The following is a 16,249-nucleotide window of genomic DNA, read 5'->3' as shown; positions in this document are numbered from 1 at the left end:
AACTGATTGGATTTTTTGGGATATTTTTTTCTGCCTGAGGCAGTATTTTTATATGGATATTGCATTGCATCATAAACCAGTTTTGGATTTTTTGGTTTCTCTGATGTTGTTGCAGGCCGTTCGTATGCAAATTAATGTTACAAACGTGATCATGGTGATAATTTTTTTGCTAAGTCAGCCTGTGTTGATTATTTTCGGAAATAAAAAAAGCGCAAAGAACTGAGCTTTGCGCTTTTTAAGAAGAAATTCAACTTAGTCGAATGTCGGTGTATCCACACCCAGAATCTTGTGCAGTTTTGGTGAGGTTGTCGTGTATTGCATGTGAATTTTCTTCTCAGGGAAAATATACGGTGCTGCACCGAAAGCAGCCAGTGCGGCTTCATGGAAGCCCGACAAAATCAGTTTTTTCTTACCTGGATAGGTATTGATGTCACCCACAGCGAAAATACCCGGAACATTCGTCTCGAATTTTTCAGTATCCATGACTTTCAATTGCTTGCGTTCGATTTCCAGACCCCATTCGGCAATAGGGCCGAGTTTTGGTGAGAGGCCGAAGAACACCAGCAGATTATCCAGCGGCATACGGCGTGTGACGCCGTCTGCACCTGTAACTTTGATCTCAGACAGCAAGTCATCTTTGGTTTCAATGCCGGTAACCTGACCGATCGTCAGTTGCATTTCATAGTTGTCGCATAATTCTTTCATCTTGGCGACGGAGGCCGGTGCAGCGCGGAAATCTTCACGGCGATGTAACAAGACGACGGATTCTGCTTTACCGACAAGATTCAGTGCCCAGTCGAGCGCTGAATCACCACCACCGCAGATCACCAGGTTTTTACCATAAAACTGGCTAGGATCTTTGACTCGGTAGAAGACTTGTTTGCCTTCAAATGCTTCAATGCCGTCGACTTTTAATGTGCGTGGCTGGAACGAGCCTACGCCGGCTGCAATGAATATCGTTTTTGTGATGAAGCGTGTGCCTATGGAGGTTTCGAGGTCGAAACGGCCATCTTCACGACGCGCAACCAGTGTCACTTCCTGCCCCAGATGGAAGGTCGGTTCAAACGGCTCGATTTGCTTGAGCAGATTATCGGTCAGTTCCTGGCCGGTGCAAACCGGAACCGCAGGGATGTCATAGATCGGTTTATCAGGATACAACTCGACGCACTGACCGCCAACTACTGGCAGAGAATCAATGACGTGGGCTTTAATTTCGAGCAGACCTAATTCAAACACCTGAAACAGGCCAACCGGACCTGCGCCAACGATGACGGCATCTGCTTCAATAACGCCATTTGCCTGGGTAGTTTGTTTGTTTTCCATACGACTAGATAGTTCCTGATATTGCTTAAATTACGTGAATAAGCTGAGCGGATTTATCCGCGCCAGATTAGCGCTCCAGATATTGCAGCTTGTCTTTGACATCTTTCCAGTCATCCGCATCAGCGAGCGGCGCCACTGTTTTAGTGATGGAAGGCCAGTTGCGTGTCAGCTCCGCATTGATCTTGATGAATTGTTGCTGATCAGAAGGTACGTCTTCCTCAGCAAAAATCGCATTCGCCGGGCATTCTGCAACGCAGACAGCGCAATCGATGCATTCGTCCGGATCAATCACCAGGAAATTCGGGCCAGCGCGAAAGCAGTCCACTGGGCAGACATCCACGCAATCAGTATAACGGCAGCGGATGCAGGATTCGGTCACAACGTGGGTCATAACAGTCCAATCTAAAAAATTCGGGATGTTGGCGCAGCCAGATCGCAGAATAACGCGTGCTCAGGCTGCAAAGCCTTGTATTTTAAGGCAATTTAAGAGTTCTCACAAACTGCACTTATATCGTTTGCGCATAAGCAAATGCAGACAGGGATTAAAAGCGGTTCTGGCAGCGGGCTTTTGTCAGCGGAAACGCAAAATCGTATTTTAAGTGGATTCATGATCATTGTTATTGATATGGGTCACTATCGATGAAAATCGTCACGCCTGTTGATTGCTGAGATGAAAGTTTTTAAGGGCGCAGAGGAACCCGGAAAAACTTCTTTTTCGAGGTTAAGATAAGCAACCATCAGCCCTTAATGTAAAGAAAGTTGTTAACTATGAAACCAGCGATTTTGGTTGCCAGAGCGATATTCCCAGAAGTATTGAACCGTTTGCATCAGCATTTTGAGGTTGAGTCGAATCAGGATGATGTGATTTTTACGCCCGCAGAGCTGGCGCAGCGTCTGGCTGGCAAAGCCGGGATACTGGCGACCGCAAGTGCGCGCATCGACGCGGCTTTGTTGCAGCAAGTGCCGGAGTTGAAAATGGTCGCGAATATGGCAGTCGGTTACGACAACATTGATTTGCCAGCTTGCTCTGTGCATGGCGTGATGGCGAGTAACACGCCGGATGTGTTGAATGAAACGACAGCCGATTTTGGCTGGGCGCTGATGATGGCGGCGGCGCGTCGCATTACTGAGTCGGAACACTGGCTGCGTGCCGGGAAGTGGAATAAATGGCGATATGACTATTTCCTCGGTCCGGATTTACACGGTTCCACGCTCGGAATTATCGGCATGGGACGTATCGGACAGGCAATCGCGCGCCGTTCCACTGGATTTAATATGCGCGTGATTTATCACAACCGTTCGCGTATTGCGCCAGAGCTGGAAGCACAGGCGAATAATGCTGTTTATGTCAGTAAAGAAGAGCTTTTACGCCAGGCCGATCATGTGATGTTGGTGTTGCCGTATTCACCGGCTTCCCGCCACACGATTGCGACGGCTGAACTGGCAATGATGAAGCCGACCGCAACACTGACCAATCTGGCACGTGGCGGCATTGTCGATGATGTGGCGCTGATTGCGGCGCTGCGCGAAAAACGTATCGCTGCTGCCGGACTGGATGTGTTTGAAAATGAGCCTAAGTTTCACCCGGATTTTCTGACGCTGGATAATGTCGTGCTGACCCCTCATATTGCCAGTGCGTCAGAAAAAACGCGTCTGGCAATGGCGAATTGTGCCGCCGACAATCTGATCGCCGGTCTGAGCGGGCAGGTACCGCCGAATCTGCTGAAACTCTGACGCTGTTTGCCAAAAAAATGACGCAAAAAAAGCCCTGACCAGGGCTTTTTTTAATTGCGTTTTTATTGTTTATTTCAGTGAGTTAATCAGATCAATGTACTGTTGCATCGCGGCTTCCTGCGTGGTGCCTTTCAGGCCGGCCCACGCATCAAACTTAGCGCGACCGACAAAGTCCGTCATACCAGGACGATCGCCAGTTACGTCGCCGGTGCTGCCTTGTTTATACAAAGCGTAAATTTTTAACAGCGTCATATTGTCAGGACGTTCAGGTAAATTTTTAGAATCTGCCAACGCCTGATTGAATTGTTCTTGCAAGCTCATGTGGGTCTCCGGCTGTCTTAAAACGAAAGCGCAAAAAATAACATGCTGGGAATGTGTTCGCCAGTGGTACTGCTAGAGGTTTCCTTCCAGCAGCATGACTTCAGCATGAGCATGGTTGAGGCAAAATGGTGCCGAGCTGATCAGATCTTACGGACGCTGACGCTACCGAATTCTCTTACCAGCGAAGCGATTACTTTGCCTAAGTATTCCTCGCCTTGTCCGCCGTGCGAATAAAAAATCACGCCTGAGTCTGTTATTTTTGCTGTTCCGTCCGGCATTCTTCCTGAAACGGCGGATTGAAAGTCGTAACGGGCACCGGTGGGCAAGGCAACGGGCAATGCGCCGATGGTGGCGAATAAACTGGCGACCCGATGTGCATCGGTAAAGGAAAATTCTATCGAATATTCTATGCCCATGGCGGCCTTTCAAGTAATTGCTTCGTCGTTGCTGCGTTATGAGTGAAGCTGGGGTCTGTATTGACTAGCGCTTTGGTCGCTTTCAGGAAGAAAATAAACATAATATTTTCTTCCTGATACCTGCTGCTTGTTATCGTGAACCCGAATTAATGGATAGTTGGTTCAGCGCCGCAGCAGGCTTTGTATTTCTTGCCGCTGCCGCAGGGGCAGGGATCATTGCGTCCGACTTTCGGTGCGTCGCGTTTTACGGTTGTGACACCGGATTTACGCAAAGGCACCCAGAAACGGCGTATCGCGGGAATCGAAGTTTCCAGCGTCAGCGCCAGTTCGTGGCATTTTTCCGGTGTATCGACGAAACGCATTTCATCTTCTTCGATTTCTTCGGCGCCCAGCAAATAGATCGGTTGCAGCAAAGGACCGATTTCTTCGGATTCCCAGGCGGCTTCCCAGGCTTCTTCACGCAATTGCATGCCTTCCCAGAAACCCCAGGCCCAGGTTTCGCCGTCGATGAGTTCTTTTCCGTTTTGCTCCATCACACAGAATAGAGGTTCGTATTCCTGGGGGGCGACTTCAAACGTAATCTGTATTTCATTCATAAAACGCGCGATCAGTTGTGTGATGCGCTGCATTTCTTTTTCGTTTTTGAACTTAGGTTCGCCCTGTTCCGGCAGCCCCCAGACTTTCGGCAGCCATTCTGCCATCGGTATCACTTCAGGCCCCAGTGCAATCGCCGTCAGATAGCCGTGCAGCGCATCCATCGTCATACCTTCATCGCCTACCTTATCGGACATGAGAAATTTATCGAGTTCGTTGAATTCTTTGTCGCTGAGCGGTTCGTCGAGATGCATGGTGTTACCTGTTGGTGTGATGAAAATACCGGAAGTGTAGCGCTTTGTCGTCAGGCTGTGCAGGTGTTTTCTGCGTTTTCCCTCGGAATTAAATCCGCGTCTGAGGCATGTAAATCAAATCAGATGCAGGATATACACGTACAATTCCGGCTATGAAAGAACAAATTTCTCCGATCTCTCTGGCTACTTCGTTTGCTGATTTATCACCCGACCTCGTACTGGATGCCGTTGACAGTTGCGGTCTGCGTTGCGACGGTCGCTTACTGGCGTTGAACAGTTATGAAAACCGCGTGTATCAGCTTGCACTGGAAGATGCGCCGCCGGTGATCGCTAAGTTTTACCGGCCACAGCGCTGGACTGACGCGGCGATTCTTGAAGAGCATCAGTTTGTGCGTGAGCTGGTTGAGCAAGAGATACCCGTTGTGCCTGCGATAGTGAATGCGGCAGGCGATAGTCTGCACCAGTATCAAGGCTACCGTTTTGCCTTGTTCCCGCGGCAGAGTGGACGGGCACCGGAAATCGGTGATGCTGCCACGCTGGAGTGGTTGGGACGTTTCATTGGACGCATACACGCCGTTGGCGCAATGCAGACGTATTGTCACCGACCCGCAATTGATCAGCACACCTTTGGTATCGCACCGCGGCAATGGTTGCTGGAACATGATTTCATTCCGCCGGATTTGCTGCAGGCGTATGCGTCGGTATCGCAACAGGCGCTCGATGGCATTGCGCGCTGTTACGAGCGGGCAGGGGACGTTCAGATGCTGCGTTTGCATGGCGACTGCCACATGGGCAATGTCTTGTGGCTGGAATCTGGTGAACAGGCCGGGCCGCATTTTGTCGATTTTGACGATAGCTGCATGGGACCGGGCATACAGGATTTGTGGATGCTGTTGTCCGGCAGCCGTGCCGAGATGCAGAGCCAGCTGACCGATATTCTGGTCGGTTACGAAGACTTTTTCGACTTTGATGCGCGCCAGCTGCATCTGATTGAAGCGTTACGCACCCTGCGCCTGCTGCATTATTCGGCGTGGCTGGCGCAGCGCTGGGACGACCCGGCGTTTCCGGCGGCGTTCCCGTGGTTTAACAGCCAGCGTTACTGGCAGGATCGCATACTCGAATTGCGCGAGCAGATTGCGCTCATGGATGAGGCGCCGTTGTGGCCGGTCTGATCATTTACCCATGAACTACGCTGTCGCTACTGGCTGTCCGGTAAAATAGCGCAAATTTTTTGAACTTATGGACTGTCATATTCAGGTCCACGCATGATTGGAAATCACATGACCCAGGATGAATTGAAACGCGCCGTTGCTCAGGCGGCGATTGCCTATGTTGTTGAAAATGAGATTGTCGGTGTCGGCACAGGCTCGACCGCTAATTTCTTTATCGACGAGCTGGCCAAGATGAAGCATAAAATCAAGGCGGCAGTCGCTTCGTCGGAAGCCACCGCGCAACGCTTGCGTGATCATGGCATTACCGTACTCGATCTGAATGAGGTGACATCGATGCCCGTGTATATCGACGGTGCAGACGAAATCACGCCACATGGCGCGATGATTAAAGGCGGCGGCGCTGCGCTGACCCGCGAAAAAATTGTGGCTTCCGTGGCCGATAAATTTGTCTGTATCGCCGATGGCTCTAAACTCGTCGATCAATTGGGTAAGTTTCCGTTGCCGGTGGAGGTGATTCCGATGTCGCATGCGGTGGTGGCGCGTAAGCTCAATGCGCTGGGAGGTGAGGCGCGTTTGCGCCTGAAAGACGGCAAACCTTTATTGACGGATAACGGCAATATGATTCTTGATGTGCATGGTCTGCAAATCGCGGATCCGGTAGCACTGGAAGCGACGATCAATAATATCGTGGGCGTCGTGACCGTTGGTTTGTTCGCCCGGCAAGGTGCGAATGTCTGCCTGCTGGGAACCGCTGAGGGTGTAAAAACATTGCGATTCTGAGTGCGTTACCGCCCAGTTGCGGCGGCGTGTACTGCGGACATAAAAAAGGCTGTCAAAGACAGCCTTTTTTACATACTCCCCCATTTATTTTATAAAACTGCCTTCATCTCCTTATAAACAAAGGACTGTTTTATATACTGGGGGGAGTATATTTTAAGCCCCAGAAGATAAATGTGACCTGTTCATGTCATTGCGGCGTGAATTCGATCAGGTCTATTTGCCGGGCTCCTCCTTTTTTGCTACCGCAGTCGGGGCAATATGGCCTCATTATTTCCATCGATTTCATGTAGTAGTAGCAGCCTTTATCCGGTGCTGCACCACTGTGAAAATAGGCCTTGTAGCAAATTGTAGCCCTCGTGGCGCTGCGGTTTTCGATGACTTCGTAGCCCCAGTAACCTGATTTGGTGGTACACGTGCTGAGCACCACTGGTGCGCCGATGACTTGCCAGCTATCGCAAATGTCATCTGAAAACTGTTTATGGCTTTCCGGGGGGGCAATGCCAAAGGCGCCGTATATCGGTTTCACATTCAAAGGCAAAGGGGTGACGCAGGAACCGTTAGAGAGTATCTGCGGCGCTGTGCAGGTTACTGGTTTTGGCGGCGTGACGCAGATGCCGTTTTGCGGCACTTGCGGCGCATAGCAGGTTGGTGTGGCCGGTGCACTCGTGGAAGCTGCCGGATAGCCTGCAGTCATCAGATAGTTGGTCGCATCGTTGACAGCAGTTTTTCCTTGGTTTGCCAGATTGTTTTGGATTGCTGTGCGAAATGCGGCAGCCAGCGCAGAACGACTGGGATAAGTCTTTGCGCGCCACAGCCGGTCGATGATCTGGCGGAATTCTTCTGCGACGCTTTTCGCATAAATTAACGCCTCGGCAGTGTCAGGATCTTGCAACTCTTCGTTGCTGACAAAAATAGAATCAACCAGTGTGTCACATTCGTAAGGCCCGGAATAGCAAAGCATCACCCCGTAATAATTCCCGCTTGGAACCGGGGTGGTGGTGAAATAGAAGACGGGACGAATCGGAACGGGCGCATTAGCAGTAGTGCAGACGCCGTTCTGCAGGATTTGCGGCGGCGTGCAAGTGACGGACGGTGGTGCAGAACTGTTCGTAGTGCTGAATCCGAAACGGCTGAGTTGTACCGCTTTGCCATTCGGCAGGGTCATCGTGGCCGCATCGGCAGCAGTAAAACTGAAATTCATGTTACCGGCATTCGCTTTCGGTGCGGCGGATTTGTAGCCGCCAACCAGAGTCTGGCCGCCGGCATATTCCTGTAATGAGCCACTGAGTTTATCCGGTGCTGATAAGTTTGCGGAACTGACGTACCAGGTCGGTTCGCCCGCGGTGTCATACATAAAGCTGCCGACGAAAGCCTGATTACCCTGTACCTCAATAAAATAGCCACGGCCGCCTTCTTTATCGCTCCACCACCAGCCATTCTGAAAGCTGGCTGCCGATGCGAGGAAAGGTGTGGGGCTGGAAATCGGAAACCGTTGCAACTTCACGGTAACGGCGTTTTCACCTGTATCCGGCGTGACATACAGGGTGCCCTCGGTCGGAGAGACAAACGAGAGTACCGCATAACCTACCTGACTCTGCGTCGCACCTTTATAGTCTCCGGTCAGACTCTGGCCGCCGGCAAAACGTGCCAGCGCACCGATGAATTGTTTGTTCGACTGCATTTCCATCGTGCTGACATACCAGGTCGGGTGCCCATTGCTTTCATACAAAAAACCGGACAAAAATATCTTATCGCCCTGACGTTCAATCGCAAAGCCACGACCACCTTCGGCAGGATTCCAGTACCAGCCGGTGTCAGGAAATACATAGGAGACGTCGCTGCCTGTGCCGGCAGCGGTGAGTGCGGGTGCAGAGAGTAAATTGGCCGCAGAAGTTGCTGTGTCTTTGGTGGCGGAGGTGTCTCCAGCACCGCAGGAGACGAGCGCCAGTAATGTGAACATGCAGAACAGCTGGCGGAAAGTGGTGAGGATAGTCCGGTACATGATGCCAACCCCTGTCAGAAAAAATGTGCTTAATATTTTAGCATTGCCTATCGTTCTGACATTGAAATACCGGTTAAGGTTGTAATCAAACGACATCCGCCGTCGTTCGCACACGACGCGCCATTTCAGTGTGGCAACAGTGTGCGGCGGGACGTGTTTTTCCGGAGAAATGACGGAGAATACTTCTGTATCCGTCTTCCGAAGCCAGACGATGGATGCAGAGACCGGCGGACCTTGTTTATGTGTTGATGACGAAGTGGCGTGTCATCGTCGCTCTGAGTAATTCGCGTATCTGTTCTTCGTTCATGGAGGAGACCGTGTTATAGACTGAAGCGGCGATGTCTAAAAAATGTGCCAGCAGATCGGGATCGAAATGGCTGCCAGCACCTTCTTGTAAAATCGCTATCGCCTGCTCATAGCTGAACGGTTCCTTGTAAGGCCGTTTTGAGCACAGGGCATCAAAGACGTCGGCAATCGCAAATATCCTCGCTTCCAGAGGAATGGCTGGACCACTGAGTCCGCGTGGATAGCCCTGACCATCCCATTTTTCATGGTGGGCTGCGACGACAGCGGCGACGCTGGGCAACCAGCCAGCTCCTTTGACGATTTGTTCGCCATGCTCAACGTGGGTACGCATCATCTGCGTTTCTTCCGGCGTATGTTTTCCAGGCTTCAACAGAATCGCATCGGGGATGCCGATTTTTCCGACATCGTGCAAAAAACTGCCTATGATCAGCCCTTGCATATGTTCTCCACTGAGGCCGAGCTTTTCACCCATCAGAGCCGACATCCAGGCGACACGATAATTGTGTGCACCCGTGTCTGAGTCCCGTTTTGCGATAGCGCGCCCGAGCGCTTCCATCATCGAAATATGCGATTCATAGATCAGCAGGGTTTTGCGTTCGTTTTCTTTTGCGAGGTAAGTGACCACCGGATAAATCGTCAATCCGCAAAGTAAGGAGGCAATCGCCACCATCAGTGCGACGATACTGGCATCTGCAGAAATCTGCTGCATCTGCCACTCAGGTATAACGCGTACACCCTCGAAATAGCCGCTCAGTTTTTTCTGTTTGTCAAACAGCGGAACGAATACGCGGATGGCATTTCTTTTGTCGCTAGCAAGAGTGATAGCGTTATTTTCGTAATGGGTGTCCTGATATTCGGGACGCGGATGATGCGGTAACTGGCTTTCCACCATATCCCCTGTCGCGGTGACTTTTTCTGCTAATTTGTTCCCCTGTGCGTCGTAGACTTCGGCAATATCGAAGATGCCGCTGGTCAGAATATCTGCACCATGCTGTGCTTGCCTGGCCTTTTCGCTGCCCGTCATGCTGGCATCGTCGAGAAATGCCAGTGGGTGACGACTTTCTTCGATGGCAAACGAAACGATTTCTTCTTCGGCATTTTCCCGTGAAATCAGCCAGGCGACAGGGCTGCCGACGATCGCCAGCAGCAGACTGACAAGTCCTATTCTTTGTGCTGCCCGTTTTTTGTAAATGTTCATCGTTGAACCCTGGGTGAGGTGCATAGTCAAACAGACGTCGCATGGCGCATAGACAGCTTATATGGCATTTCTGAACATAAACTTAAGGAAACACAAAAAGCGTACAGTTTCTCCTTAAAAACAACTAAATCAATAAGCATATTGATTTTTCAGATGACCTTGCGTCATCTTGCAGTCCCCTGTCTTTACCTGCTGACTTCTGGCGCGACGTAAAAAAAAAGCCCGCGCAGTGCGGGCTTTGATCTGAGCGGAAGATGATTATTCCGTTGGTGGCACGTAACCGGCAGCAGCATCGGCACCGTCGCCGAAGAAATGTTTTTCCATTTGTGTCGCCAGATATTTGCGGGCGCGGGTGTCGGCGAGGTTCAGGCGGTTTTCATTGACCAGCATAGTCTGATGTTTCATCCAGCCAGCCCAGGCTTCTTTGGATACACTTTCATAAATTTTTTTACCCAGTTCGCCCGGATATGGAGGGAAATCCAGGCCTTCGGCTTCTTTGTTCAGTTTGATGCAGTGGACCATACGGGCCATAGTAATACTCCTTAGAAATACGTCAAAACACAGCGGACATCACAGTCATTCAACCGCCGTGGATTATAAAGGCAAGTGATCAGAGCTGCTTGATCAGCACCAATGACTTGCGCTGCCAGTTGTACATTTTTTGCCGGTCTTTCGGTAAATCATCGACGGTTGCTTTGACAAAGCCGCGTTTCAGGAACCAGTGTTCTGTACGGGTTGTCAGCACAAACAGTGAATGAAAACCCGCGCGGCGTGCGCGTTTTTCTATGTGCTTCAGAATACGTTCGCCGTCGCCCTGACTCTGCACATCAGGATTAACCGTCAGACAGGCCATTTCGCCCATTTTTTCAAAAGGGAACGGGTACAGGGCAGCGCAACCGAAGATTACGCCATCATGCTCAATGACCGAGAAGTAATTGATTTCACGTTCTATCAGTTCGCGGCCGCGTTTGACCAGCGTGCCGTCGGCTTCCAGTGGTTCTATCAGTTTAATGATGCCGCCGACATCCTCAATCGTTGCTTCACGCAGGCTTTCCAGATTTTCTGACGAGACCATCGTGCCGACGCCATCATGCGTAAATAATTCCAGCAACGCGGAACCATCCATTTCATAAGGCACGATATGAATACGCGGCACACCACCACGCGAGGCTTTGACTGCATGTTCCAGATAAAAAGCGGAATCCGGTGGCAGGTAATTTGCCGCCAGTTCTTTTTCTGCCTGGGTGAAGGAGAGCTCGCGGATTTCACTGCCTTCGCGGTCCACCATCATCGGTGTTTCGGAAATAAAAATCAGCTTGTCGGCGCGTAACGCAGTTGCCGTTGAAACGGCGACATCTTCCATCGTCAGATTAAATGCTTCACCTGTGGGTGAAAAGCCGAGTGGCCCCAGCAGAACCAGGCTGCCGCCATCGAGGATGCGGCCTATGGTGTCATAAGCGACTTTACGCGCAGTCCCGGTCAGACCGAAGTCGATGCCATCGACAATGCCGATTGGTTTGGCGGTGACGAAATTACCTGAAATCAGGCGTATCGCAGCATGGGCCATCGGGGTGTTAGGCAAGCCCTGGCTGAATGCCGCTTCGATGTCGAGACGTAATTCACCGGCCGCTTCTTTCGAGCATTCGAGTGCGGCGATATCGGTAATCCGGATACCATTGTGAAAACGACCTTCCACATTACGCAAGGCAAGTTGTTCAGCGACCTGTGGGCGCGAGCCGTGGACGATGACAATTTTGATGCCAAGTGCATGCAATAAAGACAAATCCTGTGCCAGCACCGGCAGCGCACCTGCCATGACCAGTTCGCCGGGAAAGGCGACCACAAAGGTTTTGCCACGAAAGGCATGAATATACGGCGCGACTGAGCGCAGCCATTGAACGAATTGAACAGGATTTTCCATCCGCAGATTATAATGCGCGTCGCTATGTCTTCTAATCATTCTCCTAAAAATTCCCAAAAAAAAGCAACGTCCACCACGATAGACGGTTTATCTGGCTTACGTGAGTTGCGCCAGCAATTGCGGCAAGCCACCCCGGCAGCAGAAAATACTGCAACTCCTGCAGCGAAGTCGCAGACTGATCAGGTGCGCCAACCTGCGTCACCAGCTGCTTCCACGGTCACATCGCAAGCTCAGCGCGGACGTTCAGAACGCCCCGCAATTAAGCCTGCGGAACAGTCGCCTGCGCGTAGCGGTGCGAGGCTCGCAAATACAGCCACGGCTGCCGTGAGCGATGACAGCAACCTGCCTTTCCGCAATCCGCTGCCTGTTATTACGTTTTCCGAAGAATTGCCTGTGTCCGGCAAGCGCGCCGAAATCGCAGAAGCCCTGCAAAAGCATCAGGTCATCATCGTCTGCGGTGAAACCGGTTCGGGTAAAACCACGCAATTGCCAAAAATATGTCTGGAACTCGGGCGTGGGCGCAAAGGCCTGATCGGTCATACTCAGCCGCGCCGGATTGCGGCTTCATCAACCGCCAAGCGGATTGCGCAGGAATTAAATTCGCCACTTGGTGAGCATGTCGGTTTTAAAGTGAGGTTCACCGATACGCTGAGCAAAGGTGCCTCGGTCAAATTAATGACCGATGGTATTTTGCTGGCTGAAACGCAGACTGATCCTTTACTGCGTCAATACGACACCATCATCATCGATGAGGCGCATGAGCGCAGCCTGAATATTGATTTTTTGCTCGGCTATCTGAAGCAATTGCTGCCCAAGCGCCGCGATCTAAAGATTATCATCACGTCTGCGACGATTGATGCGCAACGTTTTGCCAATCATTTTGCCGACGATTCTGCTTCTTCACGTGGCGCAGAACCCAGGCCTGCGCCAGTCATTGAGGTATCGGGACGTTTGTATCCTGTGGAGGTACGTTATCGCCCGGTGCAGGATACCGAAAAAGATAAAGAACGTGATCTGATGACGGCGATTACCGATGCGGTCGATGAGTTATGCCGTATCGGTTCCGGTGATGTGCTGGTATTTTTGCCGGGCGAGCGCGAGATTCGTGACGCTGCGGAAGCCTTGCGCAAACATCATCCCCCGCATGTTGAGATACTGCCTTTATTCGCCCGTTTGTCAGCGCAAGAGCAGGAGCGGGTGTTCAAAGTGTCGAATGCGCGTCGCATTATACTCGCGACCAACGTCGCAGAAACATCGTTGACGGTGCCTGGCATCCGCTTTGTCGTCGATACCGGTCTGGCCCGCGTCAAGCGTTACAGCTACCGGAATAAAGTAGAACAATTGCAGGTTGAACCCATCGCGCAATCGGCAGCGAACCAGCGTGCTGGCCGTTGTGGACGCGTCTCTGCCGGTGTTTGTATACGACTGTTCGACGAACAGGAATTTCATCAGCGCATCCGTTTCACTGAACCGGAAATTTTGCGCTCTTCGCTGGCCGCAGTTATTTTGCGGATGAAGTCCTTGCGACTCACCGATGTAGAAAGCTTCCCCTTTATTGAACCACCGCCGGGCAGAGCGATTGCCGATGGCTATCAGCTCTTGCAGGAGCTGGGGGCAATGGATGACAGCAATCAATTAACTGCCGTGGGGCGTCAGCTTGCGAAGTTGCCGTTAGACCCGCGGGTCGGGCGCATGATCCTGGCCGCGCGTGATAATCAGGCCTTGCAGGAAGTGTTGATCATCGCTGCCGCTTTATCGGTGCAGGACCCGCGCGACCGGCCTATGGACGCGCAGGCAGCAGCCGATCAGGCGCATAAGAAATTTGCCGATGAAAAATCTGAATTCATTTCGTATCTGAAAATCTGGAAATGGTTTGAGGATGCGATAGAGCATAAAAAAACCAACCGTCAGTTGCAGGATAATTGCCGTAGCAATTTCCTGAGTCAGATGCGCTTGCGCGAATGGCGCGAAGTGCATTCGCAATTGCTGACCATCGTGAAAGAGCAGGGCTGGCGTCTGAATGAAACTGCCGCCACTTATGAACAACTGCATCTGTCTTTACTGACTGGCTTACTCGGGAATATCGGCTATAAATCCGAGGAAGAAGCGCATTACCTTGGTGCCCGCAGTATCAAGTTTTATATCTGGCCCGGCTCCAGTCTGGCGAAGAAAGCCGGACGCTGGATTATGGCGGCAGAGCTCGTTGATACCAGTCGTTTGTACGGGCGTTGTATTGCTCAGATACAGCCGGAATGGCTGGAAAAGATCGGCGGTCATTTACTGAAAAAATCCTACGGCGAACCGCGCTGGGAAAAGCGGACGGGTCAGGTGTCGGCGTTTGAACGAGCGACCTTGTATGGATTGGTCGTCTACAGTCAGCGCAGGATTCAGTATGGTTTGTATCACCCGGTCGAAGCGCGTGAGATTTTTATCCGCGAAGCATTGGTGGAAGGCGAGTTCGAGACACGCGCGCCGTTCTTTGTCCACAATCAGAAACTGGTGCGGGAAATTGAAAATCTGGAACACAAATCGCGCCGCCTCGATGTGCTGGTCGATGCTGAACTGATTGTCGCGTTTTATGACAAGCTGATTCCGCCTGATGTGTGTAACGCAGTGTTGTTTGAGGAATGGCATAAAGAAGAGATCAAAGCCAACCCCAAATTGCTGCATCTGAATAAAGATGATTTGATGCGCCACGAGGCTGCAGGCGTGACGACGGATTTGTTTCCGAAAACTATGCAGGTTTCCGGTGTGGCGCTGCAACTCAGCTACCATTTTGAACCCGGCAGCCCGCGTGATGGCGTGACATTGACCGTGCCTTTGTTTTCACTGAATCAGGTGTCGGCAGAACGCTGTGAGTGGCTGGTGCCCGGTATGCTGAAAGAAAAAGTGCACTTGCTGATCAAATCCTTGCCCCAAAAAATACGCCGTCATTGCGTGCCTTTGCCGGAATATGCGGCTGGCTTTTGCGAGCGTAATGATTTTGGTAAAGGAAATTTCCTCGATGCCGTGATTGCCGATATCCGCGAGCAAAAAGGTTTGCTGTGTAAAACCACCGATTTTAAATTTGAGACCTTGCCTGTACATCTGACGATGAATTTTAAAATCGTGGATGAGCATGGCCGTCAGTTAGAAATGGGGCGGAATCTGGCGAATCTGCGTGCTGAATTTGGCGGCCAGGCGCGTGAAAGTTTTCAGAAAATTGCGAGTGCAGAAAAGCTGGCGCTGGTGGATGCGCAGACCACTGCTGCCAGTGCGGTATCACGCAAAGGCAGCGGTAATATAGCTCCTCAGAAAGCGTCAGCAGCTGCACCGGCGCCGGTGCTGAAGCAGGAAAATTTTACAGGCTGGACTTTCGACAGCCTGCCGGAATTGCTGGAAGTACAGCAGGGTAAGCAAACGCTGATCGGTTATCCGGCGCTGGTGGATAAGCTCACGCATTGTCATATCGAGGTATTTGACGATCCGGACGAAGCAGCGCGGGTGCACAGAATAGGTCTGCGCCGCCTGTTTGCTTTGCAGCTCAAGGAGCAGGTGAAATTCCTTGAGAAAAATATTCCGGGTTTGCAGCAAATGGGCATGCAGTTCATGGCGCTGGGCTCGCAGGAAGAATTGCGCGAACAGATTATCCAGACGGCGATTGAACGCGCGTGTCTGCAGCAGCCCCTGCCAACTAATTCTGGTGAATTTAATATCCGCCGCGAGGAAGGAAAGGCGCGCCTGAATTTGCTGGCGAATGAAATCGCCCGTATGGCGGGGCAGATACTGGCGGAGTATCACAGTCTGCCGAAGAAAATTCAGGGCATTAAAGCCCATGCGCAAGCGGCGGCGGATATTCAGAGTCAGTTACAGATGCTGATTACCAAACGCTTTATCGCAGATACTGACTTCAGCCAGCTGGTGCATTTTCCGCGTTATCTGAAAGCGATCACGATACGTATGGATAAGCTGCGTGCCGACCCGGCGCGTGACGCTAAATTGATGGCGGAGTGGAACAGCGTCGCGCAACCATGGCAAAGAACGCCTCGTAAAACAGGTGCCGATGCTGATCCTAAATTGCTGGAATTCCGCTGGTTGCTGGAAGAGTTGCGGGTGTCTTTGTTTGCGCAGGAGTTACGCACGCCGATGCCGGTGTCGGTGAAACGCTTGCAGAAAGTCTGGGAAAGTATGCAGCGTTAATGACATGCTGATACTCTGAGTATATATGCGCCTTTCCGGTAATTTTTAC

The 16,249-nt window shown here is 51.4% G+C and carries 13 protein-coding genes; 4 read left to right on the top strand and 9 right to left on the bottom strand.

The features are described from left to right. Window positions 1-252: 252 nt before the first annotated feature. On the bottom strand, window positions 253-1,323 hold the full coding sequence (locus ACPAOP_RS08145; protein ID WP_423709893.1) for an NAD(P)/FAD-dependent oxidoreductase: 1,071 nt from the start codon (window positions 1,321-1,323) through the stop codon (window positions 253-255). A 67-nt stretch (window positions 1,324-1,390) separates the two neighbouring features. Beyond that, complete coding sequence (fdxA, locus tag ACPAOP_RS08140) at window positions 1,391-1,714, bottom strand: ferredoxin FdxA (protein ID WP_423679405.1); 324 nt, start codon at window positions 1,712-1,714, stop codon at window positions 1,391-1,393. A gap of 377 nt (window positions 1,715-2,091) precedes the next feature. Between fdxA and ACPAOP_RS08135 the strand changes: the two genes are divergently transcribed. After that, window positions 2,092-3,057 carry a 2-hydroxyacid dehydrogenase gene (locus tag ACPAOP_RS08135; protein WP_423709892.1) on the top strand — a complete coding sequence of 322 codons (966 nt, stop codon included), beginning with the start codon at window positions 2,092-2,094 and terminating at the stop codon, window positions 3,055-3,057. 69 nt (window positions 3,058-3,126) lie between these two features. On the opposite strand, the gene ACPAOP_RS08130 is transcribed toward ACPAOP_RS08135, so the two are convergent. The 3 genes from ACPAOP_RS08130 to ACPAOP_RS08120 form a co-directional block, all read right to left on the bottom strand. Further along, entirely contained in the window at window positions 3,127-3,378 is a 252-nt protein-coding gene (locus tag ACPAOP_RS08130) for an acyl-CoA-binding protein (RefSeq protein ID WP_423709891.1), read from the bottom strand. Window positions 3,379-3,518: 140 nt separating this feature from the next. Further along, complete coding sequence (locus ACPAOP_RS08125; RefSeq protein ID WP_423679408.1) at window positions 3,519-3,794, bottom strand: hypothetical protein; 276 nt, start codon at window positions 3,792-3,794, stop codon at window positions 3,519-3,521. A 146-nt stretch (window positions 3,795-3,940) separates the two neighbouring features. Further along, window positions 3,941-4,642, bottom strand: a complete 702-nt coding sequence (locus tag ACPAOP_RS08120) for a UPF0149 family protein (RefSeq protein ID WP_423709890.1) — start codon at window positions 4,640-4,642, stop codon at window positions 3,941-3,943. 152 nt (window positions 4,643-4,794) lie between these two features. Between ACPAOP_RS08120 and ACPAOP_RS08115 the strand changes: the two genes are divergently transcribed. Both ACPAOP_RS08115 and rpiA read left to right on the top strand, forming a co-directional pair. Further along, window positions 4,795-5,814 carry a serine/threonine protein kinase gene (locus ACPAOP_RS08115; RefSeq protein WP_423709889.1) on the top strand — a complete coding sequence of 340 codons (1,020 nt, stop codon included), beginning with the start codon at window positions 4,795-4,797 and terminating at the stop codon, window positions 5,812-5,814. 108 nt (window positions 5,815-5,922) lie between these two features. Then, window positions 5,923-6,594 (top strand): ribose-5-phosphate isomerase RpiA, encoded by a 672-nt coding sequence (gene rpiA / locus ACPAOP_RS08110; protein WP_423709994.1) that lies wholly within the window; start codon window positions 5,923-5,925, stop codon window positions 6,592-6,594. A gap of 187 nt (window positions 6,595-6,781) precedes the next feature. Here the strand turns inward: rpiA and ACPAOP_RS08105 are convergent, their stop codons facing one another. The 4 genes from ACPAOP_RS08105 to argA all read right to left on the bottom strand — a co-directional run bounded on the left by ACPAOP_RS08105 (window position 6,782) and on the right by argA (window position 12,021). After that, complete coding sequence (locus tag ACPAOP_RS08105; RefSeq protein ID WP_423709888.1) at window positions 6,782-8,554, bottom strand: hypothetical protein; 1,773 nt, start codon at window positions 8,552-8,554, stop codon at window positions 6,782-6,784. 280 nt (window positions 8,555-8,834) lie between these two features. Then, window positions 8,835-10,100: an HD-GYP domain-containing protein gene (locus ACPAOP_RS08100; RefSeq protein ID WP_423709887.1), complete on the bottom strand. Its 1,266-nt coding sequence runs from the start codon at window positions 10,098-10,100 to the stop codon at window positions 8,835-8,837. Window positions 10,101-10,358: 258 nt separating this feature from the next. Next, window positions 10,359-10,631, bottom strand: a complete 273-nt coding sequence (locus tag ACPAOP_RS08095) for an oxidative damage protection protein (RefSeq protein WP_186885801.1) — start codon at window positions 10,629-10,631, stop codon at window positions 10,359-10,361. A gap of 79 nt (window positions 10,632-10,710) precedes the next feature. Next, a complete protein-coding gene (gene argA / locus ACPAOP_RS08090; RefSeq protein ID WP_423679415.1) occupies window positions 10,711-12,021 on the bottom strand; it encodes an amino-acid N-acetyltransferase in 1,311 nt (436 codons plus the stop codon). Between the two features lie 24 nt (window positions 12,022-12,045). On the opposite strand from argA, the gene hrpA reads away from it, so the two are divergent. Then, entirely contained in the window at window positions 12,046-16,200 is a 4,155-nt protein-coding gene (hrpA, locus tag ACPAOP_RS08085; protein ID WP_423709886.1) for an ATP-dependent RNA helicase HrpA, read from the top strand. The last annotated feature ends 49 nt before the right edge of the window (window positions 16,201-16,249 follow it).

The sequence above is a fragment of the Undibacterium sp. WLX3042 genome (genome assembly GCF_049544825.1).
GTDB lineage: Bacteria > Pseudomonadota > Gammaproteobacteria > Burkholderiales > Burkholderiaceae_D > Undibacterium.
This window is presented reverse-complemented; position numbering and strand designations above follow the sequence as displayed.

What these genes read in the sequence shown, in the direction of transcription:
- ACPAOP_RS08145 (WP_423709893.1), bottom strand. Translation starts at nt 1,323, where the DNA reads ATGGAAAACAAACAAACTACCCAGGCAAATGGCGTTATTGAAGCAGAT.
- fdxA (WP_423679405.1), bottom strand. Translation starts at nt 1,714, where the DNA reads ATGACCCACGTTGTGACCGAATCCTGCATCCGCTGCCGTTATACTGAT.
- ACPAOP_RS08135 (WP_423709892.1), top strand. Translation starts at nt 2,092, where the DNA reads ATGAAACCAGCGATTTTGGTTGCCAGAGCGATATTCCCAGAAGTATTG.
- ACPAOP_RS08130 (WP_423709891.1), bottom strand. Translation starts at nt 3,378, where the DNA reads ATGAGCTTGCAAGAACAATTCAATCAGGCGTTGGCAGATTCTAAAAAT.
- ACPAOP_RS08125 (WP_423679408.1), bottom strand. Translation starts at nt 3,794, where the DNA reads ATGGGCATAGAATATTCGATAGAATTTTCCTTTACCGATGCACATCGG.
- ACPAOP_RS08120 (WP_423709890.1), bottom strand. Translation starts at nt 4,642, where the DNA reads ATGCATCTCGACGAACCGCTCAGCGACAAAGAATTCAACGAACTCGAT.
- ACPAOP_RS08115 (WP_423709889.1), top strand. Translation starts at nt 4,795, where the DNA reads ATGAAAGAACAAATTTCTCCGATCTCTCTGGCTACTTCGTTTGCTGAT.
- rpiA (WP_423709994.1), top strand. Translation starts at nt 5,923, where the DNA reads ATGACCCAGGATGAATTGAAACGCGCCGTTGCTCAGGCGGCGATTGCC.
- ACPAOP_RS08105 (WP_423709888.1), bottom strand. Translation starts at nt 8,554, where the DNA reads ATGTTCACATTACTGGCGCTCGTCTCCTGCGGTGCTGGAGACACCTCC.
- ACPAOP_RS08100 (WP_423709887.1), bottom strand. Translation starts at nt 10,100, where the DNA reads ATGAACATTTACAAAAAACGGGCAGCACAAAGAATAGGACTTGTCAGT.
- ACPAOP_RS08095 (WP_186885801.1), bottom strand. Translation starts at nt 10,631, where the DNA reads ATGGCCCGTATGGTCCACTGCATCAAACTGAACAAAGAAGCCGAAGGC.
- argA (WP_423679415.1), bottom strand. Translation starts at nt 12,021, where the DNA reads ATGGAAAATCCTGTTCAATTCGTTCAATGGCTGCGCTCAGTCGCGCCG.
- hrpA (WP_423709886.1), top strand. Translation starts at nt 12,046, where the DNA reads ATGTCTTCTAATCATTCTCCTAAAAATTCCCAAAAAAAAGCAACGTCC.